This window comes from Streptomyces polyrhachis (genome assembly GCF_042663125.1).
GTDB classification, from domain to species: domain Bacteria; phylum Actinomycetota; class Actinomycetes; order Streptomycetales; family Streptomycetaceae; genus Streptomyces; species Streptomyces polyrhachii.
This window is the reverse complement of sequence record NZ_JBHSZO010000030.1, coordinates 43,414-64,385: the sequence shown is the minus strand read 5'-3', so window position 1 is coordinate 64,385 and position 20,972 is coordinate 43,414. Positions and strand designations below refer to the sequence as shown.

Below are 20,972 nucleotides of genomic sequence, written 5' to 3'. Positions count from 1 at the left end.
CGGCCGCCCGCCTGGAGCACACCCCCATCCGCCCTACCGCGCTTGTGGAGTTCACCTCCGTAGCCCCCGCCCCCGCTCGTCCTTAACGTCAGCGGCACGCCGTCACCCCCGTCGGCCCGTTCCCCTCACGTCCCCCCGTCAGCCCCCTCACCGGCCATCCGAGGCAGCCATGACACGTCGCCATGCCGTCCTGCGTACCCGCGGACTCGTCAAGGAGTTCCGCGGGTTCACCGCCGTGTCCGGCGTCGACCTCGACGTCGCCCACGGCACCGTGCACGCCCTCGTCGGCCCCAACGGGGCGGGAAAGACCACCCTGTTCAACCTCCTCACCGGCTTCCTCACCCCCACCGCCGGCCGCATCGAACTGGACGGCCAGGACATCACCGGCGCCCCGCCCGAGCGCGTCGCCCGACTCGGCGTCGCCCGCTCCTTCCAAGTCACCAGCCTCTTCCCCCAGATGAGCGCCCGCGCCCATGTGGAGCTGGCCCTGCAGGCGGTGGCCGGCGGCGGCCGGCGCTTCTGGGTCTCCGACCGGCGCATGCGCCGCTTCACCGAACGGGCACGGGAACTCCTCGCCGAGGTACGGCTCGACGGCCTCGCGGAACGCCCGGCCGGCAGCCTGCCGTACGGCCAGAAGCGCTCCCTGGAACTCGCCCTGGCCCTCGCCCTGGACCCCCGCCTGCTGCTCCTGGACGAGCCGACCGCCGGCATGGGCCTGGAGGACGTCGAGCGCACCGTCGAACTGATCGACCGCATCCGCACCGGACGCACCGTGGTGATGGTCGAGCACAACATGAGCGTCGTCGGCTCCCTCGCCGACACGGTCACCGTGCTGCAACGCGGCGAGATCCTCGCCGAGGGCCCGTACGAGAGCGTCAAGGCCGATCCGGCGGTCGTCGAAGCCTACCTGGGAGCCGAGGTTGCTTGAGATCAGGGGCGTCAGCGCCCGCTACGGAGAAGCCGAGGTGCTGCACGGGGTCGACCTGCGCGTCGGCGCGGGCGAGGTCGTCACCCTCGTCGGCCGCAACGGCGCCGGCAAGACCACCCTGCTGCGCTGCCTGATGGGCCTGCACCCGCCCACCGCCGGCAGCGTCCTCCTCGACGGCCGCGACATCACCCGCCTGCCCGCCCACCGCCGCGCCCGCCTCGGCCTGGGCTACGTCCCCGACGACCGCGGCGTCTACGCCACCCTCACCGTCCAGGAGAACCTGACCCTGGCCGCCCCCGCCGCCGACGGCGCCCACCGCCTTGACCCCTGGCCGCTGGAGCGGATCTACGACACCTTCCCCGTGCTGGCCCAGCGCCGCCGCTCTCCGGGCAGCAAACTCTCCGGCGGCGAGCAGCAGATGCTCGCCCTGGCCCGCGTCCTGCGCACCGGCGCCCGGCTGCTGCTGTGCGACGAGCCGACCGAGGGCCTCGCGCCGGTGATCGTACGGCGCATCGGCGAGATCCTCCGCGAGGCCAAGGAGCACGGGGTGGCGGTGCTGCTGGTCGAGCAGAACCTGCGCTTCGCCGCCACCGTCGCCGACCGCCACTACCTCCTCGCCCAGGGCCGCATCGCCCTGACGCTGGACAACGCGGCCGTACGCAGCCGGGAGGCCGAACTGCTCACGCACCTCGGCCTGTGAGGCGCGCAGCACCGGCCGACCACCCGTTTCTCCGTACCACCCCACCGATCAGGAGGCGACACACATGAAGCGCAGGTACGCAGCCACGCTCGCCGCGCTCGCGGCCGGCACGTTGCTCGCGGCGTGCGGGGGAGGCGGTCCCGGCGGCGGCGGTGGGAAGGTCAGCGACGACAAGGTCGTCCTGGGCGTCCTCACCGACCTCTCCGCCATCTACGCCGACCTCGCCGGACCCAACTCCGTGGTGGCGGTGGAGATGGCGGTCGCGGACTACCAGAAGAAGTACGGCGACAAGGCCGTCGCCGAGACCGTCGAGGTCGTCAAGGCCGACCACCAGAACAAGCCCGAGATAGCCAACACCCAGGCCAAGGAGATGTACGAGCGGCGCAAGGTCGACGCGCTCTTCGACGTCCCCACCTCCTCCGCCGCGCTGGCCGTGCAGACCGTCGCCGGGCAGGCGAAGAAGCTGTACTTCAACACCGGCGCCGCGACCACCGAGTTGGCCGGCAAGACCTGCAACCCGTACACCTACGAGTGGGCCTACGACGCCTACATGCTGGCCAACGGCACCGGCACGGCCGTCACCGCGCAGGGCGGGAAGACCTGGTACACGATCTACCCGGACTACGCCTTCGGCCAGGACATGCAGAAGAAGTTCCAGGCGGCCGTCACGGGTGCCGGCGGGCAGATCACCGCCAGCGACCCCACCCCCTTCCCCAGCGACAACTACTCCACCTTCCTGCTCAAGGCCAAGGGCATGAACCCCAAGCCGCAGGTGCTCGGCGCCCTGCAGGCCGGCGGCGACCTCGCCAACGTGGCCAAGCAGTACGACCAGTTCAAGCTCAAGGACGCCGGGATCTCCCTGGCCATCGGACTGCTCTTCGACACCGACATCAAGGCCATCGGCCCGGACAAGCTCGCCGGCACCATGTTCACCACCGCCTGGTTCTGGAACCTCGACGACGAGGCGCAGATCTGGGCCGACCGCTTCAAGGAGAAGACCGGGGTGCGGCCCACCTTCGTGCAGGCCGCCGACTACTCCGCCGCCACGCAGTACCTGGAGGCGGTGCAGAAGGCCGGCACCGACAAGGCGGAGGACGTCTCCAAGATCCTCAACGGGATGAAGTTCAACGACTTCTTCGCCCGCAACGCCACGATCCGCGCCGAGGACCACCGCGTCACCCACGACGCGTACCTGGCCAAGGTGAAGGACCCCGCACAGGCCAGTGAGAGCGAGGACTTCACCGAACTGGTGGAGACCATCCCCGCCGACAAGGCCTTCGCACCGCCCTCACCGGAGTGCTCCATGGGCTGAACCGCCCCCCGCCCGCCCCACCCACCCCTCTCCGCACCGGCGGCCCGGCCCCTCCCCCCGGGGCCGGGCCGCCCTCCACCACCGATCGGAAGGCATATGACCTCCTTCCTCCAACAAGCCTTCAACGGCCTGGTCAGCGGCAGCTTCTACGCCCTCCTCGCGCTGGGCCTCGCCGTCATCTTCGGCATGTTGCGCGTGGTGAACTTCGCCCACGGCGCCGTCTACACCCTCGGCGCCTTCGGCGCGGTCGTCCTCGCCGACAGCACCGGCCTGGGCTTCTGGTGGGCGCTGCTGCTCGTACCACTGGTGCTGGGCGCCGGCGGCATCGTGATCGAGCGGGCCCTCATCCACCGGCTGACGGCCCTGGACCCGCTCTACAACTTCCTCCTCACCTTCGGCATCGCCCTGGTCGCCCAGGACCTGCTGCGGATGAAGTACGGCTCCCACTCCCAGCCCTACGAGCACGGCCCCTTCGACGGCTCGCTCGACCTGGGCCTCTTCGACTTCCCCCGCTACCAGGTCTTCGCCCTGGCCCTGTCCGCCGCCGTCTGCGGCGGCGCCTGGCTGCTGCTCACCCGCACCCGCATCGGCACCGTGGTGCGCGCCGCCACCGAACGCCCCGAGCTGACCCGGGCCCTGGGCATCAACACCGGCCGCTGGATCACCCCCGTCTTCGGCTTCGGCGTCGCCCTGGCCGGACTCGCCGGCGTACTGGCCGCCCCGATGCGCGCGGTCAACCCCGCGATGGGCGCCGACCTGATCATCGTCGTCTTCGCGGTCGTCGTGATCGGCGGACTGGGCTCGGTCTTCGGCTCGGTACTGGCCGGCTTCACCATCGGCATGCTCCAGGCCCTGGGCAACCTCTACGTCCCCGTCCTCTCCCAGACCTCGGTCTTCCTGCTGATGGCCGTGGTGCTCCTGGTCCGCCCCGCCGGGCTCTTCGGCAAGGAGGAACCCGCATGATCCTCGCCCTGCTCCACCGGCTCCACGACCGGCCCCGGTGGCTGCGCGCCGGACTGCTCGCCGCCGGGCTGGCCGCGGTCCTCGTGCTGCCCTGGGTGCTCTACCCGCCGGTCGCGGCGGACATCCTGTGCTGGGGGCTCTTCGCCGTCGCCTTCGACCTGCTGCTCGGCCACGCGGGACTGCTCTCCTTCGGCCACGCCGCCTTCTGGGGCACCTCCGCCTACGCCACCGGCCTGATCGCCATCCACAGCGGGCTGCCCTTCTACGCCGCCGTGCTCGGCGGCGCGCTGGCCGCCGCCCTGATCGCCCTGCCCATCGGCTGGCTGGCGGTGCGCCGCACCGGCATCTACTTCGCGATGGTGACCCTGGCCTTCGCGCAGATGATCTACTTCATCGCCAACCAGTGGAGCTCGGTGACGGGCGGCGAGAACGGCCTGCAGAACATCCCCCGCGAGCTGCCCGGCGTGGACAGCGACCTGCTGGCCGACTCCTTCGTCTACTACTACGCCGCCCTGCCGATGGTCCTCCTGGGCCTCTTCGCCGCCTGGCGGACCGTCCACTCGCCCTTCGGCCAGGTCACCGCCGCGATCCGCGACAACCCCTCGCGCGTACGGGCGCTCGGCTACCCCGCCGACCGCTACAAGGTGGTCGTCTTCGTCATCTCCGCCGCGCTCTCCGGCCTGGCGGGCGGCCTCTACGCGCTCAACCACGGCTTCGCCTCGCTCCAGGAGGTGTACTGGACCACCTCCGGCAAGGTCGTCATCATGACCGTCCTGGGCGGCATCGGCACCCTGTGGGGCAGCCTCGTCGGCGCGGCGGCGATCGTCCGGCTGGAGGACTGGCTGTCCACCTCCGGCTTCGAGGAGACCGGCCTGGTGACGGGGGGCATCTTCATCGTCGTCGTGGTCCTCTTCCGCCGCGGCGTCTGGGGCACACTCGCCCACCTGCTGCGCCGCCGCGACCCCGCCCCGGCCGCCGACCCGCCTTCCGACGTCCCCGCCGACCCCCCTTCCGTACCTGGCCAGCAGAGCCCCCCACCACCGGCCGTCAGCAGAAATCCGGCGCCGACCTCTGGCCCCTGACACGGCGACAACCGACGATCACAGCAAGCGACCCCGGGAGGAACCGTGCGGCGTACCGCAGCCGAGACCGGGCCGGCCGGCGAACTGCTGCGCCTGCTGTGCCAGAGCGCCCCCGCCGAGCGCTTCGAAGCGCTCCTGGCGCAGGCCCCCGAGGCCGAACTCCCGCTGCTTCGGCCGCTGGTGGCCGACGCGCTGCGGGTACGCGCCCGGCTGGAGGAGCAGAGCCGCCACGAGAGCGAACTGGCCGCCCTGTACGAGACGGCCGGCGAGATGTCCTCACTGCGCGACCTGGAGGCGGTGCTGCGGGCGATCGTGCGCCGGGCCCGCGCCCTGCTCGTCACCGACGCCGCCTACCTCATGCTCAACGACCCCCGCCGCGGCGACACCTACATGCGCGTCACCGACGGCGTGCGCACCGACGCCTTCAAGCAGGCCCGCCTCGAACTGGGCGCCGGACTGGGCGGGTTGGTCGCCAAGGACGCCGTGCCCTACGCCACCCCCGACTACTTCGCCGACGCCCGCTTCGAGCACACCATCGACGACGTCGTAAGCGGCGAGGGCCTCGTCTCCATCCAGGGCGTCCCCCTCGTCCTGGGCGAGCGCGTCATCGGCGTGCTCTTCGCCGCGAACCGCCGCATCCGCCCCTTCGCCGAGCACGAGGTCGCGCTGCTGGTCTCCCTCGCCAACCACGCGGCCATCGCGATCGAGAACGCCACGCTCTTCCAGGACGTACGCCGCGCGGTGGAGGAGCTGACCGAGGCCAACACCCTCATCCAGGCGCACAGCGAGTCCATCGAACGCGCCGCCGCCCTGCACGAACGCCTCATCGGCATCGTCCTGGACGGCGCCGGCCTGCCCGACGTCGCCGCCACCCTCGCCGACGTCCTCGGCGGCAGCATCCTGGTCCTGGACGCCCAGCGCCGCACCCTCGCCGCCGCCGGCGCCGACCCGCTGGTGGAACGGGCCCGCGCCACCGGCGCCCTCCCCGAGGACTGCCCCGCCGCCCAGGCCGTACGGGAGGCCGGCGTACTGCCCACCGAGGCCCGCCGCACCCGCAAGGTCCCCGCCGCCGACGGCGGCCGGACCGCCTGCGCCACCCCCATCGTGGCGGGCGGCGAGGCGCTGGGCGCCCTGCTGCTGCTGCGCGACCGGCCCGACAGCGGCGACATCCGCGCCCTCGAACGCGCCGCGCTGGTCACGGCGTTGATGCTGCTGAGCGAACGCGCCGTCACCGAGGCCGAGCACCGGCTGCACGGCGAACTCCTGGAGGACCTGCTCGGCAGCCCGCACCGCGACCCCGAGGGCCTGCGCCGCCGCGCCAGCCTGATGGGCCTCAGCCTGAGCCGCGCGCACACCGTGCTGGCCGCCCGCTCCCGCGACAGCAGGCACCGCCGCCGCATCGCGGACGCCGCCGCCCCCTACGCGGCGCGGGCGGGCGGACTGGCGGGGGAGTACCGGGGCGACGTGGTGGTGCTGCTGCCCGGCGAGGGGGAGCGCGGCGCCGGCGACGCGGCGGCGCTGGCGGGCGCGCTGGCCGCCCACCTCAGCCAGGCGGCCGAGGTGCCCGTCACCGTCGGCGCGGCCGACGCCGCCCCGGGCACGGAGGCGGTCGTGGAGGCGCACCGCGACGCCACCCGCTGCCTGGACGTCCTGCTCGCCCTGCAACGCGACGGCGAGGGCGCCACCCCCGGCGAACTGGGCGTCTACGGGCTGCTGTTCCACCAGACCGGCCGCGACGAGCTGCACCGCTTCGTACGGCGCACGCTGGGCCCCGTACTGGACTACGACGAGCGGCGCGGCGGGGAGCTGGTCCGCACCCTGCTGACCTACTTCGCCCACGACACCAGCCTGACGCGCACCGCCACCGCGCTGTACATCCACATCAACACCCTCTACCAGCGCATCGACCGCATCACGGCGCTGCTGGGCCCGCAGTGGAAGCACAGCGACCAGGCCCTGCAGGTCCACCTGGCACTGAAGGTCCACGCGGTGCTGGGGGCGCGCTGAGCCGGGCCGCTCCGGGCGCCGGGCGGGCCGCGTTCTCGACCGGACCCTGATCCATGCCCACCCGATCGGGTGACCCCTGGCAGGCCCGAACAGGCCATACACTCGCCCAATGGCGAAGTACTTCGACGTGCATCCCGACAATCCCCAGCGACGCACCATCAGCGGCGTGGCCGACGAGCTGCGCTCCGGCGCCCTCGTGGCCTACCCGACCGACTCCTGCTACGCGCTCGGCTGCCGCCTGGGCAACCGGGAGGGCCTGGAGCGTATCCGCGCCATCCGTGAGCTGGACGACCGGCACCACTTCACCCTGGTCTGCCGGGACTTCGCGCAGCTCGGCCAGTTCGTCTACGTCGACAACGACGTCTTCCGCACCATCAAGGCGACCACGCCCGGCAGTTACACCTTCATCCTGACCGCCACCAAAGAGGTGCCGCGCCAGCTGCTGCACCCGAAGAAGAAGACCGTCGGCGTGCGCATCCCCGACCACGTCGTCACCCAGGCGCTGCTGGCGGAGCTGGGCGAGCCGCTGGTCTCCAGCACGCTGCTGCTGCCGGACGAGGCGGAGCTGCTGACCCAGGGCTGGGAGATCAAGGAGCGCCTGGAGCACTCGGTGGACCTCGTCCTGGACTCCGGGGACTGCGGCACCGAGCCGACCACCGTGATCGACTTCTCCGACGGGGAGGCGCAGCTCGTCCGCAAGGGGGCGGGCGACTTCACGCGCTTCGAGTAAAGGGGGGCAGCAGGGCGCCCGTCAGGCCGAGGGTGCGGTTCAGGGCACGGTGGAGGGACCGCTCCCGGGCCCGCCCGCGCGCCGGCCGTCCGGCGGGGTGGTGCGCCCGCAGCGGGTCCGGTACGTCCGGGGCGAGCGTCTCGTCGAGGGCGTCGGCCCCACCGGAGGCGGAGAACACCGCCCACACCGCCTTGCCCGCCGGTGTGGGCCGGCTCCAGCCCCACAGGTCGCTGAGCGAGGCGACGATGTGCAGCCCGCGCCCCGACTCGGCCAGCGGATCGGGCGCGGAGAGGCGCGGTACGCCCAGGCCGGGGTCGAAGACCGCGCAGACCACCGCCGAGCCGCGCCGCATCAGGCCCAGCGTCAGCGGATTGACACCCTGCGCGCCCTGCGCCGCCCGTCGGGCCCGGGGCTCCTGCGGGGGCGTCCCGTGCCGTAAGGCGTTGGTCACCAGCTCGGAGACCGCCGCGCAGACATCGTCGGACAGCTTGTCCAGGCCCCAGTCGCAGAGGTGGGAGCGGACCACGGAACGGGCCACGGCGATGGACCGCGGATCGGCCGCCAGCTGGCACGTGGCCGCACCCGGTGACCTCAGCCATTCCTGCAGTGGTGCCGACGGCATCGCAACGCCCCTTCTCCGTGTGCCAGTTGAGCCGGTTGAGCAAGCGCGTACCCCAACCTCATCGTCCTGCACACGGCTTCCCGCTGCAAGTGCATCTGAAATTTCATTCGACCTTTCATCCGCAAGTACAGATGCACGTACAGTGCTGCCAACGATCAAGGAAGGATGAGAAGATGCGGATCGGCAACGACGTCCCCGCGGGCGAACTGCGTGGTGCCGTCTGGCGCAAGAGCGGTCGGAGCAATGCCAACGGCGACTGCGTCGAGATGGCGGGCCTCCCCGGTGGAGGGGCGGCGATACGCAACTCGCGCGACCCCGAGGGGGCGGCGCTGGTGTACACGAGGTCGGAGATCGCGGCCTTCATCCTGGGAGTGAAGGACGGGGACTTCGACGACCTGGTCGGAGGCTGAGGTTCCGCCAAGTCGCCGCACGGTTGGGCGAGTTGCGGGGGAAGCCCTCTAGGATATGCCTTTGATCGAACAGTGTTTGATCGAACAGTGGTCGGCTGGGCGCGAGGAATCGGTGGGCGGGGATGGGCGAGGCGGCGGCACTGCCGGACAGCGGGCGGTACGAGCCCGCCGTGCGGACGGCACAGCGCGAGCAGGCCGAGGGTTCGGCGCACCACCTGGTCGCGCCGCGCGGCGGTCCCACGGTGCTGCGCATCCTGCTGGGCACCCAGCTGCGCCGGCTGCGTGAGGAGTGCGGCGTCTCCCGGGACGCGGCGGCGGAGACCGTCCGCGGCTCCCAGGCCAAGATCAGCCGGCTGGAGCTGGGCCGGGTCGGCTACAAGGAGCGCGACGTCGCCGACCTGCTGACGCTCTACGGGGTCACGCAGGAGGCCGAGCGCGAGGTGTGGCTGAGCCTGGCCCGCCGCGCCAACTCGCCCGGCTGGTGGCACAAGTACAGCGATCTGCTGCCGTCCTGGTTCGAGCCGCTGCTGGGTCTGGAGGAGGCCGCCTCCATCATCCGCACCTACCAGGTGCAGTTCGTCCCCGGCCTCTTCCAGACCGCCGAGTACGCCCGCGCGGTGACGGGGCTGGACCGCCAGGGCCGCGACGAGGACGCCGAGCGCCGGGTGGAGCTGCGGCTGCGGCGCCAGAAGGTCGTCACCCGGCCGGACGGGCCGAAGGTGTGGGCCGTGCTGGACGAGGCCGTGCTGCGGCGGGTGGTCGCCGCCCCCGAGGTGATGCGCGGCCAGGTCGACCACCTGCTGGAGCTGTCCCGGCTGCCCAACGTCACCGTGCAGATCGCCCCGTTCACCGCCGGCGCCGCGGCCGCGGAGGGCTGCCCGATGACGCTGCTGCGCTTCACGGAGCCCGACCTGCCGGACGTGGTCTACCTGGAGCAGGTCTCCAGCGCCCTCTACCTCGACAAGCGCGAGGACGTGAACCGCTACCAGCTGGTGATGGACCGCCTCAGCACGATGGCCGAGTCCCGGCAGTCCACCCTGCGCTTCCTGGAGCGCATCCGCGCGGACTACTGAGGCCCGTACCCGCCGCCTACCACGCCCCCGGCTCGCGCGCCGACTCGTGCCAGGCGCCCACCGCGCGGCGCGCCAGCGCGCCGAAGGCCCAGAAGACGGCCAGGCCGAAGAGGGACGACAGGAGCACCGCCGCGAGGAGCTGCTCGGATTGCAGCCGCGACTGGTAGCGGTCGATGAGCACGCCGATCCCGGATGGCCCCTGGCGGAAGAAGAAGTCGCCGACGATGGCGCCCAGCACCGACAGCCCCGCCGAGATCCGCAGCCCGGTGAACAGGCTCGGCAGCGCGGCCGGCAGCTGCAGTTTCCACAGCCGCGCCCCGCGCCCGGCCCGGTGCAGGGTGAACAGGTCGTGGTGGGCCGCCGCCACCGAGCGCAGCCCGAAGAGGGTGCTGGCGACGATCGGGAAGAGCGCGATCAGCGCGCAGACCAGCACCCGCGTCGGCGTCCCGTAGCCGAACCAGAAGCCGAAGAGCGGCACCAGCGCCAGGATGGGCGTGGCCTGCAGCACCACCAGATACGGGAAGAGGGACCGCTCCACCCACCGCGCCTGGCTCATCGCCACCGCCAGCACGATTCCCGCCGCGGCCGCCGTGAGCAGCCCCAGCGCGGCGGTCTTCGCCGACTGGCCCAGCCCCGCCAGGAGTTCGGCCCGGTTGCCGCCGTCGAGGTAGCCCTCGCGGACCACGGCGTGCGGCGGCGGGAAGAGGAAGCGCCGATCGGGGGAGAGCAGCACCGTGCTGACGGCGTACCACAGCCCGACGGCCGCCGCGAGGACCAGCAGCGGCGGCAGCCAGCGGGAGGGGCGGGGCAACCGGGCGGGCGTGTTCAGGAGTTGACCCAGTGCAGCGCGCAGACGGCCGGGTGGATGTCGTCGGCGAAGACCGCGCCGGGGAAGACCGCCGCGTAGGTCCGGTGGAACTCCTCGCGGCTCAGCACCGTCTGCGTGCCGTTGAGCCGCAGCCAGACCGGATGCAGCCGCAGCCGCAGGATGTCGGCGGCCGTCTCGTGGTCGCGGGAGCGGTTCAGGTACGAGTCGCGCGCGTCGCGGAAGGCCTCATCGACCAGCCACTCGCGCGATTTGGCGCCCCGGTCCACGATGTCCATCAGCACCAGGTGGCCGCCGGGCGCGAGGAGTTCGCGGATCCGGGGGAGGACCGCCCCGTAGTCGTCGCGGTGGTGGATGGTGTTCACCGAGAAGACCAGGTCGAAGCGGCCGTCGGCGGCGGCGGTGACGTCCTCGTAGGCGCGCACCCGGAAATCGACGTTGTCCCGCGGGTGGGCGGTGCGCGCCATCTCTATCTCCCGCGCGGCGATGTCGACCGCGAGGACGTGCTCGTAGCGCTCGGCGAGCATGCCGGTGAAGCGCCCAGAACCGCAGCCCAGATCGACCGCGCGCCCGCCGCGCGCGGGGACGTGCGCGGCCAGCCACGGCCGGTAGAGGCAGTCGGTGTCGGCTGCGAACGTCCGGTACAGCTCTGCCAGTTCGTCGAAGTGGACCGTCTCGTCGGACACGTTCGGGGTCATCCTCTCGGGTGGACGGCGGGGCGGCGCGGGGTCACGGGGTGCGCCCCACCGCGCCGAAGGCGTTGCCGGTGGCGGTGACCCCGGCCTGCGGGCCGCCGGGGCCGTCGGGCCGCCAGTCGTGGATGGGGACCAGTCCCGGCTCCAGCAACTCCAGCCCGTCGAGCATACGTACGAGCTGGGCGCGTGTTCTGCTCACCATCGGCGTCGCCCCCTTCGCCCAGACCCTTACCACGTCCGCCACGCGCGGGTCGAGGTCGGCGGAGATGTGCGTGGCCACCACATGGCTGCCCGGCGGCAGCACCGCGCACAACCGCGCCAGCAGGGCGGCGGGTTCGTCCTCCTCGGGCAGGCAGTGCAGGACGGAGACCAGCAGCACCCCCACCGGCTCGGTGAGGTCCAGCGCCTCGATCTTGGCCGCCTGCCGCAGGATCGCCTCCGGCTCGCGCAGGTCGCCGTGGAAGGCCGCGGTGTGCACGTCGTCGGTGTGCAGCGCGCCCATGTGGGCGACCGCCACCGGGTTGTTGTCCACGTAGGCCACCCGTGTGCCGGGTGCGATCCGGTGGGCGATCTCGTGCACGTTCTCCAGCAGCGGCATCGGCAGACCGCAGCCGATGTCGAGCAGCTGGCGGATGCCGACCCCGCCGACCAGGGTGCGGACCGCCCGGGCCAGGAACAGCCGCTGCGCCCGCACCCGCACCCGGGCGTCCGGGGTGAGCGCGAGGTTCTCCTCCATCAGCTCCCGGTCGGCCTCGTAGTTGTCCTTGCCGCCGAGGAGGTAGTCGTAGGTACGGGTGGAGTGGGGGGTCGAGCCGTCGGGCAGGCGCGGCCTGCCCGACGCGCCCGAGGAGCCGGGTGGCTGCGCCATGGGTGCCTCAACTTCCGCCGGGGTAGCCGATCTTCGGGTCGATGAACTCGTCGGTGACGAGGTCCGAGGGCGCCAGGTTCTCCTTGAGCGCCTTCTTCTGCGCGGCGAAGACCGGCTTCGTCAGGTCGATCATGCGCTGGACGCGCCGCTCGTCGAAGTCGCCGGTGGTGGTGTCCGCGCCCTCGGCGTCGTTGGCGGCGATGCCGAGCCGCTTCAGCCGGTCGGCACTGTACTCACCGATGGCGCGGGTGAAGACCTCGTCGCTGTCGTACGCCTCGCTGATCCTCACCACGGCCTCGATGGTGGGCAGCGGGTCGGCGAGGAAGTCGACCTGCGCCTGCTGCACCAGGGGCACCAGCTTCTCCAGGCACGGCGCGAGCTTCGCCCGATCCTGGGGGCGGATCGACAGCGGGGGGCCGTAGTTGGGGTAGCCGGCGTCGTAGAGCATCTGGAACTTCACGGGCTTGCCCCACTCCTTCACCTCCTTCTCGTAGATGTACGGGTCGTCGACCGCGTAGCCGGCGGAGGCGATCTTCCCGCCCTCGGCGACGAAGCGGGCGGGGGAGCCTTCGTTGGAGGGGTCGACCTGGCCCTTCTTCAGGATGCCGGCGCCGATGAGGTAGTCGACGTAGGTGTCGCCCTCGAAGGTGAGCACCGTGGTGTCCGTTGTGCCGATGTCGGCGATCGAGGCGAACTGCGGGTACGTCTTCGGATCCCAGAAGATCATCTGCGGGTCCTTCTCCAGCATCGCCAGCACCGCCAGGGTGGGCTGGGACCTGGAGAGCTGGATGGACTCGTCGAAGCCGCCCAGGATGCCCAGGGTGACGCTCTTGTCGGCGTACATCTGGGCGGAGACGGGCTGGAAGCCGATGGCCGGGCCGCCGGCGCGGATCTCCAGGTCCACCCCGGTGTCGTGGCCGCCGGCGGTGAGGGCGGCGGTGGTGCTCTTGGCGTCGGCGTCGATGGCCGGATCGGGGCCGAGCAGCCGGTACACCGGCCCCTCGGAGGAGGTGTTCGGCAGCCACTGGCCCTGCACGACGATCTTCTCGGGGCAGACGCCGCTCAGGTCGACGGCGCTCGCGGCGAGGGGGGTGGTGGACGCGCTCTTCGCGGGCTGCTTGCCGTCGCCGTCACCCCCGTCCGTACCGCAGGCGGTGGCGAGGCAGAGCAGCGCGGCGAGGGCGGCGGGGACGGACGCGGTGCGTGCCGACCGGTTCAGGGGCATGGGGAAGGTCCTTTGAGGGGAGGGGTGGTCATCGGGCGGCGCCCCGCATGCAGGCGGACACCTCGGCGGCCAGCGCCGCCAACTCGGCGGAGAAACGCAGCCGTTCCGCGCGGGGGTAGGGGAACGGCACGGGGAACTCGCCCGCGACCCGCCCCGGTCGGGGCGTGAGGACGACGACACGGGAGGAGAGCAGCACGGCCTCGGTGACGGAGTGGGTGACGAGCAGCGCCGCGAAGCGCTCGGCGCGGTGCAGCCGCAGCAGGTCCTCGTCCAGGCGCTCGCGGGTGATCTCGTCCAGCGAGCCGAAGGGCTCGTCCAGCAGGAACAGCCCCGGCCGCAGCGCGAGCGAGCGGGCCAGCGAGGCGCGCATCCGCATCCCGCCGGAGAGCGCGCCGGGCCGGTGCCCCGCGAACTCCTCCAGGCCCACCAGCTCCAGCGCCTGCGCCGCCCGCTCCCGGCGCTCCTGCCTGGGCAGTCCGCGCAGCTCGCCGAAGAGTTCGACGTTGGCGCGGACCGTCCGCCAGGGCAGCAGGGTCGGGTCCTGGAAGACGTAGCCGACAGAGCCGGCAGAGCCCTCGTGGACGCTAACGCGCCCCGCGGTCGGCGCGGTGAGCCCCGCGGCGATCCGCAGCAGCGTGCTCTTGCCGCAGCCGGAAGGGCCCACCACGGAGACGAACTCCCCGCGCGCGACGGTGAGATCGACCCCGCGCAGCGCCTCGGTGCCGTCGGGGAAGCGCATGCCCACCCCGTCGAGGCCGAGCACGGGGGAGTCGTCGGCCGCGGACACGGCGCCCCGGGTGTCCGCCACCGTCATTCGAGTCCACCGCCCCTGTACCCGCGGCCCCTGCCGGCGACCGCGGACCGTTCCCGCCCGCTTGACTCAGCGTCACGGGGCCGTCGGGAGGGATCTTAGCCGAAGAGGGTCAGCAGGGCGGCGGGAAAAGGGAGTTGGGGATCTCCACACTCACCGGCCGCCGGATGGAGCCGTCCCACACAGGCCGACGGCCCGCCCCTCCCCGGGAGTTGCGGGGGAGGGACGGGCCGCCGGTGGAAAGCGACTGCGGGGTACGGGGGCTCAGGCCGCCGGCACCGGGAAGGTCGGGTACTCGACCCCGGAGACGTACTGCACGACCCGCACGACCTGGCAGGAGTAGCCGAACTCGTTGTCGTACCACAGGTAGAGGATCGCGTTGTCGCCCTCGACCTTGGTGGCGCCCGCGTCGACGATCGAGGCGTGGCGCGAGCCGATGAAGTCGCTGGAGACGGCGTCCGGCGCGGAGGTGAAGTCGATCTGGCGGCGCAGCGGCGAGGTCAGCGAGACCTCGCGCAGGTGCTCCAGCACCTCCTCGCGGGTGGTCTCCTTCGCCAGCTGGAGGTTCAGGATCGCGATGGAGACGTCCGGTACGGGCACCCGGATCGAGCTGCCGGTGATCTTCGCCTTCAGCTCGGGCAGCGCCTTGGAGACGGCCGAGGCGGCGCCGGTCTCGGTGATGACCATGTTCAGCGGCGCGGAGCGGCCGCGGCGGTCGGCCTTGTGGTAGTTGTCCAGCAGGTTCTGGTCGTTGGTGAAGGAGTGCACCGTCTCCACGTGGCCGCGCAGCACACCGTACTCGTCGTCCATCGCCTTCAGCGGCGGCACGATCGCGTTGGTGGTGCAGGAGGCGCAGGACAGGATCCGCTCGTCCGGCTTGATCATGTCGTGGTTGACGCCGTGGACCACGTTGAGCACGTCGCCCTTGCCCGGGGCGGTCAGGACGACCTTGTCGATACCGGGGCGCAGGTGGTGGGAGAGGCCCTCGCGGTCGCGCCACTTGCCGGTGTTGTCGATGAGGATGGCGTCGTTGATGCCGTACTCGGTGTAGTCGACCTGGCTCGGGTCGTCCGCGTAGATGACCTTGATCGCGTTGCCGTTGGCGACGATCGTGCTGGTCTCCTCGTCCACGGTGATGGTGCCCTGGAACTGGCCGTGGATGGAGTCGCGGCGCAGCAGCGAGGCGCGCTTGACGAGGTCGCCCTCGGCGCCCCTGCGCACGACGATGGCGCGCAGCCGCAGGCCGTTGCCCGAGCCGGACTTCTCGATCAGCAGCCGGGCGACCAGGCGGCCGATGCGGCCGAAGCCGTAGAGGACCACGTCGCGCGAGGCACCGCGCTCGATCTTCTTGTCCCCCGTGGCGCCGGCGACGGCCTCGGCGGTGAACTCCGCGACGCTCAGCCCGCGGTCGTCGGCCGCGTAGGTGGCGGCGAGCAGGGCGATGTCGATCTGCGAGGGGCCGAGGTCGAGGTCGGCGAGGGCCGTCAGGAACGGCATCGTCTCGGTGACCGAGAGCTCCTCACCGGCGATCTGACGGGCGAAGCGGTGCGTCTTGAGGATGCTGACCACCGACTTGTTCACCAGCGAGCGGCTGTGGACCAGCACGGTCACATCGCGCTCGCGGTGCAGCTTCCCGATGATCGGGATCATCGCCTCCGCGATCTCCTCGCGGATCTTCCAGTCGGTGAACGAGTCGTCGTTGACAGTCACGGGTATCTCTTTCGAGCTAGAGGGCGCTCACATGTTAACCACTCGGTTCGATCGACCGGCTATCGGGATCCGGCTTCGACGGCCCTACGTGACCCGAATCACGGCCGGTGGGAGGGGGTGCGAAGGTTTCGGGGGCCCGGCGGCCGTCCGGGTAAGGGCGGCCGGGGCGGCTCGCCGGCAGTACGCGAGGATGGCCCGATGACCGACGACAGTGTGCTGCTCGGGACCCGGGGCGAGGCCGCGTACCTCACCCTGAACCGCCCGCGCGCCCTCAACGCCCTCAACCACGCCATGGTGGCCCGCATCGACGCGGCCCTCACCCGCTGGGAGCGCGATCCGGCCGTACGGACCGTCGTCCTGGCCGGCGCGGGGGAGCGCGGCCTGTGCGCCGGCGGCGACATCCGCGCCATCCACGACGACGCCCGCGCCGGCGGCGGTGCCTCCACGGCGTTCTGGCGCGACGAGTACCGCCTCAACGCCCGCATCGCCCGCTACCCCAAGCCGTACGTGGCGCTGATGGACGGCATCGTGATGGGCGGCGGCGTCGGCCTCTCCGCCCACGGCGGCGTCCGCATCGCCACCGAGCGCTCGCGCATCGCCATGCCGGAGACGGGCATCGGCTTCCTCCCCGACGTCGGCGGCACGTACCTCCTCGCCCGCGCGCCCGGACAGCTCGGCACCCACCTCGCCCTGACCGGTACGGCTGTCGGCGCCGGCGACGCGGTGCTCTGCGGGCTGGCCGATCACTTCGTACCCTCGGGCCAACTCCCGGAGCTCGCCGACCGGTTGGCGTGTGAGCCTGTCGAGGAGGCGCTACACCGCCACGCCGCGGACGTCCCCGACGCACCCCTGCGCGAGCACCGCGAGTGGATCGACCACGCCTACGCCGCCGACAGCGTCCCCGAGATCGTCGAGCGGCTCCTGGCGAGCGGCGAGCCCGCCGCCAAGGAGACCGCCGAGACCCTCCTGGCGAAGTCCCCCACCTCCCTGAAGGTCACCCTCACCGCCCTGCGCCTGGCCCGCGAGGTCCCCACCCTGGAGGACGCCCTGCGCCTGGAGTACCGCGCCGCCCGCGCCCTGCTGCGCACTCCGGACCTGGTGGAGGGCATCCGCGCCCAGGTCGTCGACAAGGACCGCCGCCCGCGCTGGTCCCCGCGCACCCTTGAGGAGGTCACCGAGGAGTTTGTCGCCCGCTGCTTCGCCCCCCTCGGCGCCGGGGAGCTGACCTTCCCCTGACCACCTCCGATTCGCCCCGCACGCCTGTGCGGAGCCCGGTATCGTTCACGCCCGAGCAGAACCCCGTGCACACCCCAGCCAGGAGACGGTGACCCGTGACGGACGCGATCGTGGTGGGCGCCGGCCCCAACGGACTGGCCGCCGCCGTCACCCTGGCCCGCCAGGGACTCTCCGTCACCGTGCTGGAGGCCGCCGACACCATCGGCGGCGGCACCCGCAGCGGCGAGGCGATCCTCCCCGGCCTGCTGCACGACCACTGCTCCGCAGTCCACCCGATGGCGGTCGGCTCACCCTTCCTGAACGACCTCGACCTGGCCCGCCACGGCCTGCGCTGGCGCCTGCCCGAGATCGACTGCGTCCACCCCCTCGACGACGGCACGGCGGGGGTCCTGCACCGCTCCGTCGAGGAGACCGCGACGGCCCTGGGCCGCGACGGCAGACGCTGGCGGCAGCTCTTCGCGGGCCCCTCCGCCGCGTACGACGAACTCGCCGGCGACATCATGGGACCCCAGCTGAGGATCCCCCGCCACCCCCTGCTGCTGGCCCGCTTCGGCCTGCCCGCCCTGCTCCCCGCCACCGCGCTGGCCCGCCTCTTCGCCACCGAGCAGGCCCGCGCCCTCTTCGCCGGGGTCGCCGCGCACGCCTTCCAGCCGCTGCACCACCCCCTCAGCTCCAGCATCGGCCTGGGCATCCTCACCGCCGGCCACCGCCACGGCTGGGCGGTCGCCGAAGGCGGCTCCCGCGCGATCACCGACGCGCTGGCCGCGCTGCTGACCGAGCTGGGCGGCACGATCGAGACGGGGGTACGGGTCCGCGCGGCCGGCGATCTGCCGCCCGCCCGCATCACCATGTACGACCTCGCCCCGACGGCCGTGGCGGACATCCTGGGCGAGCGGCTCCCGCCGCGCAGCGCCCGCGCGTACCGCAGCTACCGCTACGGGCCGGGCGCCTTCAAGGTCGACTTCGCCGTCGAGGGCGGCGTCCCCTGGGCGGCCGGGGCCGCGCGCCGTGCCGGCACCGTCCACCTGGGCGGCACCCTGGCCGAAGTCGCCGCCGGCGAACGGGAGATCCAGAGCGGGCGGCTGCCCGCGCGCCCCTTCGTCCTGGTCGGCCAGCAGTACCTGGCCGACCCCGCACGCTCGGTGGGCGACATCCACCCGCTGTGGACCTACGCCCACGTCCCCAACGGCTACACCGGTGACGCGACGGAGGCGATCACCGCGCAGATCGAGCGCTACGCCCCCGGCTTCCGCGAGCGCGTCGTGGGCACGGCCGTTTGCTCCACCGCCGACTTCCCCGTCTACAACCCCAACTACGTGGGCGGCGACATCCTCACCGGCGCCAAGACCATCCCCCAACTCCTTTTGGGGCCCCGGGGGTTGGCCAATCCCTATCGTACGGGCCTGCCCGGCCACTACCTCTGCTCGGCCGCCACTCCGCCCGGACCCGGGGCCCACGGCATGTGCGGTTACCACGCGGCCCGTACGGCGCTGGCGGCGCTGTAGCTTGACGGGGTGGTGGTGTGCTCCGGGGGTGCTGCGTCTTGTGGGGCGGGGCCTCTCCGCGACAACTCCGAAAAGCCATAGGGATTGACTTGCCATCGGTCGATTTGCTGCTCTGTCGGGGGCCTGCGTTGCGGTGCGTCTTTTCGGAGTCGTCGCTCCGGGCCCCTCACATGGGGGGCCGGGTGCGGGTGCGCTCGGGGTGCGTCGCTCCGGGCCCCTCGCACGGGCGGGTGGGGTCCTGGTGCGCTCGGGGTGCGTTCTCGGTCGGGGGCCCTTACTCATGGGTATCCCCTGCTCGAAGAGCTTGGGGAGGCACTGATCACCGCGACGCCTGTGCTTCGCATGGACGACGGGGAACTCCGGGCAGGATCTAGGGGCCGTCTGGCGCCACTACTATCCCCTCGCGCAGTCGCCCGTCGCGTACCTCCACGACCCGGTCCACCGTGTCCAACTGCGCGCGATCGTGCGTGACCAGCACCGTCGCCGTGGTTCGCTGGCGGGTGAGGCGGGTGAGCAACTCGATGACGGCTGACCCGCGTTCGTGGTCGAGGGCGCTGGTGGGCTCGTCCACCAGGAGCACCGTGGGGGCGTTCATCAGCGCGCGGGCGATGTTGACGCGCTGGCGTTCGCCGCCGGAGAGTTGGTGGGGGCGGCGCGCCGCGCGGTCTGCCAGTCCCACGGCGTCTAGTAGTTCCATCGCCCGCCCTCGAACGCCGCGTGGTCGGCGGCCGTCGAGTTGCGCCATCACCTGGAGCTGCTCGACGGCGGTGAGGGAGGCCAGCAGATGGGGCTGCTGGAAGACGATGCCGATCCGGCGGCAGCGCAGCTCGGTGAGTTCCTTGCGGGTCAGGCCGGCGGTGTTGGTGCCGTCGATGACGACGGTGCCGCGGTCGGGGGTGACGAGGGTGGCGGCTACGGCGAGCAGGCTCGACTTGCCCGAGCCGGAGGGCCCGACCACGGCGGTCAGGCTGCCGTCCGGCACCTCCAGCGTGACGTCGTCCAGCGCGGTCAGCCGGCCGGCGCCGTCGGGGTAGGTGAGGGTGACGGCGGTCAGGTGCAGGCTCATCGGGCGCTCCCCAGGGCGGTCAGCGGGTCTACGGAGGTGATGCGGCGTACCGACAGCCCGGCCCCCAGCGCACCGAGTACGACCATCACGGCGGCCGGGAGCAGCACGGTGGACGCGGTGAGCAGGAACGGCACGTCCCCGCCCGCGAGCAGCGCCCCCAGGCCGGCGGCGAGCGCCGTGCCCAGCGCGGTGCCGCCGACCAGCAGCACGAGGGCCTGCCCCAGCGCGTCGCGCAGCAGGGTGGCGGTGGAGGCGCCGAGCGCCTTGAGCACGGCGATGTCCCCACTGCGCTGGATGGTCCACACGGTGAAGAAGGCGCCGATGACCAGCGCGGAGATCGCGAAGAGGAAAGCGCGCATCAGCTGCAGTGAGCCGTTCTCCGAGGTGTAGGAGCCGATCGCGGCGAGTGAGTCGTCGCGGGTGACGGTCTTGGTGCCGGTCGCCTTGTCGAGGGCCCCGACGTCGGCGTTCTTGATGGTGCTGAGCGCGATGACGGTGGCGGCCGGGGCGTTGCCCGTACCGGTGGGTGGTGCGGTGCGCCGCCAGACGGTGAGGTCCGTCCAGATGACCGGGGTGTGGCTGAAGAAGGCGTCGCCGCCGATGGCCGCCACGCGCAGCCGCTGCCCGGCCAGGGTGAAGCCGTCGCCCGGCTTCACTCCGAGGTCCCTGGCTGCGCCGGTGGACAGCACCGCCGTACCCGCGTTGATCTGCTTGCCGTACGGGGCGAGCGTGGAGCCGGGCCCGACCCCGAAGACGGAGACCCCGGCGCTGCGGCCGCCTGCGCCGGCCCGCGTGGTGGTGATGCCCAGTGGTTCGGCGCCGCGTACCCCGGGCGCCTGCGACCACCGCCGCCACTGCCGCTCGGAGACGGCGGAGTTCGCGTAGGACAGCTTCGTCCCCTCGCCGGGCGCGCCGAAGGCGATCCGGTCGGCGGGCAGCGAGGTGATCGCGGAGACGTTCTGCTGCCCCAGGCCGGCGGTCAGCCCGGACAGCAGCCCGACCAGCAGCGTGATCAGCACGATGACGGTCCCCATCAGGGCGAAGCGCCCCTTGGCGAACCTCAGGTCTCTCCAGGCTACGAACACAGCGCGGGCCGGCCCTTTCTGCGGGTGGACGGGGGAGGAGCGGAAGGCCGACTCGGCACAGGCCCCCAGCAGTACGCCCCCACCCTCGCCGCCCCGACCCCCGTGCCGCATCTGGCGG

20 protein-coding genes are annotated in these 20,972 nt (G+C 72.4%); 11 read left to right on the top strand and 9 right to left on the bottom strand.

The annotated features are described in order from the left end of the window. The first annotated feature begins 169 nt into the window (after positions 1 to 169). The 7 genes from ACFQLX_RS18880 to ACFQLX_RS18850 all read left to right on the top strand — a co-directional run bounded on the left by ACFQLX_RS18880 (position 170) and on the right by ACFQLX_RS18850 (position 7,722). Positions 170 to 928 carry an ABC transporter ATP-binding protein gene (locus ACFQLX_RS18880; RefSeq protein ID WP_386416741.1) on the top strand — a complete coding sequence of 253 codons (759 nt, stop codon included), beginning with the start codon at positions 170 to 172 and terminating at the stop codon, positions 926 to 928. Beyond that, entirely contained in the window at positions 921 to 1,628 is a 708-nt protein-coding gene (locus ACFQLX_RS18875; RefSeq protein WP_386416739.1) for an ABC transporter ATP-binding protein, read from the top strand. The genes ACFQLX_RS18880 and ACFQLX_RS18875 overlap by 8 nt, the downstream gene beginning before the upstream one ends. Positions 1,629 to 1,692: 64 nt before the next feature. Next, positions 1,693 to 2,940: an ABC transporter substrate-binding protein gene (locus ACFQLX_RS18870; RefSeq protein ID WP_386416738.1), complete on the top strand. Its 1,248-nt coding sequence runs from the start codon at positions 1,693 to 1,695 to the stop codon at positions 2,938 to 2,940. Between the two features lie 96 nt (positions 2,941 to 3,036). Then, positions 3,037 to 3,903, top strand: coding sequence for a branched-chain amino acid ABC transporter permease (locus tag ACFQLX_RS18865; protein ID WP_386416736.1), 867 nt, complete (start codon positions 3,037 to 3,039; stop codon positions 3,901 to 3,903). Then, positions 3,900 to 4,985: a branched-chain amino acid ABC transporter permease gene (locus tag ACFQLX_RS18860; RefSeq protein ID WP_386416735.1), complete on the top strand. Its 1,086-nt coding sequence runs from the start codon at positions 3,900 to 3,902 to the stop codon at positions 4,983 to 4,985. Before ACFQLX_RS18865 ends, ACFQLX_RS18860 begins: the two co-directional genes overlap by 4 nt. 45 nt (positions 4,986 to 5,030) lie before the next feature. Then, positions 5,031 to 6,992, top strand: coding sequence for a helix-turn-helix domain-containing protein (locus ACFQLX_RS18855; RefSeq protein WP_386416733.1), 1,962 nt, complete (start codon positions 5,031 to 5,033; stop codon positions 6,990 to 6,992). A 109-nt stretch (positions 6,993 to 7,101) separates the two neighbouring features. Then, positions 7,102 to 7,722, top strand: coding sequence for an L-threonylcarbamoyladenylate synthase (locus ACFQLX_RS18850; RefSeq protein ID WP_386416732.1), 621 nt, complete (start codon positions 7,102 to 7,104; stop codon positions 7,720 to 7,722). Here the strand turns inward: ACFQLX_RS18850 and ACFQLX_RS18845 are convergent. Next, positions 7,706 to 8,344 carry an ATP-binding protein gene (locus tag ACFQLX_RS18845; RefSeq protein WP_386416731.1) on the bottom strand — a complete coding sequence of 213 codons (639 nt, stop codon included), beginning with the start codon at positions 8,342 to 8,344 and terminating at the stop codon, positions 7,706 to 7,708. The two genes, ACFQLX_RS18850 and ACFQLX_RS18845, sit on opposite strands and share 17 nt — an antisense overlap. 173 nt (positions 8,345 to 8,517) lie before the next feature. Between ACFQLX_RS18845 and ACFQLX_RS18840 the strand changes: the two genes are divergently transcribed. After that, complete coding sequence (locus ACFQLX_RS18840) at positions 8,518 to 8,754, top strand: DUF397 domain-containing protein (RefSeq protein ID WP_386416730.1); 237 nt, start codon at positions 8,518 to 8,520, stop codon at positions 8,752 to 8,754. A 122-nt stretch (positions 8,755 to 8,876) separates the two neighbouring features. Continuing rightward, the gene (locus ACFQLX_RS18835; RefSeq protein WP_386416729.1) at positions 8,877 to 9,827 is read left to right on the top strand and encodes a helix-turn-helix domain-containing protein; all 951 of its coding nucleotides are present in this window, start codon (positions 8,877 to 8,879) and stop codon (positions 9,825 to 9,827) included. 16 nt (positions 9,828 to 9,843) lie between these two features. On the opposite strand, the gene ACFQLX_RS18830 is transcribed toward ACFQLX_RS18835, so the two are convergent. The 6 genes from ACFQLX_RS18830 to ACFQLX_RS18805 all read right to left on the bottom strand — a co-directional run bounded on the left by ACFQLX_RS18830 (position 9,844) and on the right by ACFQLX_RS18805 (position 15,962). Further along, positions 9,844 to 10,638: an ABC transporter permease gene (locus ACFQLX_RS18830; RefSeq protein WP_386416727.1), complete on the bottom strand. Its 795-nt coding sequence runs from the start codon at positions 10,636 to 10,638 to the stop codon at positions 9,844 to 9,846. A 14-nt stretch (positions 10,639 to 10,652) separates the two neighbouring features. Further along, positions 10,653 to 11,339 carry a class I SAM-dependent methyltransferase gene (locus ACFQLX_RS18825; protein ID WP_386416725.1) on the bottom strand — a complete coding sequence of 229 codons (687 nt, stop codon included), beginning with the start codon at positions 11,337 to 11,339 and terminating at the stop codon, positions 10,653 to 10,655. Positions 11,340 to 11,382: 43 nt separating this feature from the next. Beyond that, complete coding sequence (locus ACFQLX_RS18820; RefSeq protein ID WP_386416723.1) at positions 11,383 to 12,216, bottom strand: SAM-dependent methyltransferase; 834 nt, start codon at positions 12,214 to 12,216, stop codon at positions 11,383 to 11,385. Positions 12,217 to 12,223: 7 nt separating this feature from the next. Next, a complete protein-coding gene (locus ACFQLX_RS18815; protein WP_386416722.1) occupies positions 12,224 to 13,441 on the bottom strand; it encodes a hypothetical protein in 1,218 nt (405 codons plus the stop codon). A 28-nt stretch (positions 13,442 to 13,469) separates the two neighbouring features. After that, a complete protein-coding gene (locus ACFQLX_RS18810; protein ID WP_386416720.1) occupies positions 13,470 to 14,255 on the bottom strand; it encodes an ABC transporter ATP-binding protein in 786 nt (261 codons plus the stop codon). 261 nt (positions 14,256 to 14,516) lie between these two features. After that, positions 14,517 to 15,962, bottom strand: a complete 1,446-nt coding sequence (locus ACFQLX_RS18805) for a glyceraldehyde-3-phosphate dehydrogenase (RefSeq protein ID WP_386416719.1) — start codon at positions 15,960 to 15,962, stop codon at positions 14,517 to 14,519. Positions 15,963 to 16,160: 198 nt separating this feature from the next. Here ACFQLX_RS18805 and ACFQLX_RS18800 point away from each other — a divergent pair, with 198 nt between their 5' ends. Continuing rightward, the gene (locus ACFQLX_RS18800; protein ID WP_386416717.1) at positions 16,161 to 17,198 is read left to right on the top strand and encodes an enoyl-CoA hydratase/isomerase family protein; all 1,038 of its coding nucleotides are present in this window, start codon (positions 16,161 to 16,163) and stop codon (positions 17,196 to 17,198) included. 95 nt (positions 17,199 to 17,293) lie between these two features. Then, positions 17,294 to 18,703: a phytoene desaturase family protein gene (locus ACFQLX_RS18795; protein ID WP_386416716.1), complete on the top strand. Its 1,410-nt coding sequence runs from the start codon at positions 17,294 to 17,296 to the stop codon at positions 18,701 to 18,703. Between the two features lie 370 nt (positions 18,704 to 19,073). Here the strand turns inward: ACFQLX_RS18795 and ACFQLX_RS18790 are convergent, their stop codons facing one another. Then, positions 19,074 to 19,769, bottom strand: a complete 696-nt coding sequence (locus ACFQLX_RS18790) for an ABC transporter ATP-binding protein (RefSeq protein WP_386416714.1) — start codon at positions 19,767 to 19,769, stop codon at positions 19,074 to 19,076. Further along, complete coding sequence (locus ACFQLX_RS18785) at positions 19,766 to 20,854, bottom strand: ABC transporter permease (RefSeq protein WP_386416713.1); 1,089 nt, start codon at positions 20,852 to 20,854, stop codon at positions 19,766 to 19,768. Before ACFQLX_RS18785 ends, ACFQLX_RS18790 begins: the two co-directional genes overlap by 4 nt. Positions 20,855 to 20,972: the final 118 nt, after the last annotated feature.

Bases quoted from the DNA above. Each gene is read 5' to 3' on its own strand.
- ACFQLX_RS18880 (WP_386416741.1), top strand. From the start codon at position 170: ATGACACGTCGCCATGCCGTCCTGCGTACCCGCGGACTCGTCAAGGAG.
- ACFQLX_RS18870 (WP_386416738.1), top strand. From the start codon at position 1,693: ATGAAGCGCAGGTACGCAGCCACGCTCGCCGCGCTCGCGGCCGGCACG.
- ACFQLX_RS18865 (WP_386416736.1), top strand. From the start codon at position 3,037: ATGACCTCCTTCCTCCAACAAGCCTTCAACGGCCTGGTCAGCGGCAGC.
- ACFQLX_RS18860 (WP_386416735.1), top strand. From the start codon at position 3,900: ATGATCCTCGCCCTGCTCCACCGGCTCCACGACCGGCCCCGGTGGCTG.
- ACFQLX_RS18850 (WP_386416732.1), top strand. From the start codon at position 7,102: ATGGCGAAGTACTTCGACGTGCATCCCGACAATCCCCAGCGACGCACC.
- ACFQLX_RS18845 (WP_386416731.1), bottom strand. From the start codon at position 8,344: ATGCCGTCGGCACCACTGCAGGAATGGCTGAGGTCACCGGGTGCGGCC.
- ACFQLX_RS18840 (WP_386416730.1), top strand. From the start codon at position 8,518: ATGCGGATCGGCAACGACGTCCCCGCGGGCGAACTGCGTGGTGCCGTC.
- ACFQLX_RS18835 (WP_386416729.1), top strand. From the start codon at position 8,877: ATGGGCGAGGCGGCGGCACTGCCGGACAGCGGGCGGTACGAGCCCGCC.
- ACFQLX_RS18820 (WP_386416723.1), bottom strand. From the start codon at position 12,216: ATGGCGCAGCCACCCGGCTCCTCGGGCGCGTCGGGCAGGCCGCGCCTG.
- ACFQLX_RS18815 (WP_386416722.1), bottom strand. From the start codon at position 13,441: ATGCCCCTGAACCGGTCGGCACGCACCGCGTCCGTCCCCGCCGCCCTC.
- ACFQLX_RS18810 (WP_386416720.1), bottom strand. From the start codon at position 14,255: ATGACGGTGGCGGACACCCGGGGCGCCGTGTCCGCGGCCGACGACTCC.
- ACFQLX_RS18800 (WP_386416717.1), top strand. From the start codon at position 16,161: ATGACCGACGACAGTGTGCTGCTCGGGACCCGGGGCGAGGCCGCGTAC.
- ACFQLX_RS18790 (WP_386416714.1), bottom strand. From the start codon at position 19,769: ATGAGCCTGCACCTGACCGCCGTCACCCTCACCTACCCCGACGGCGCC.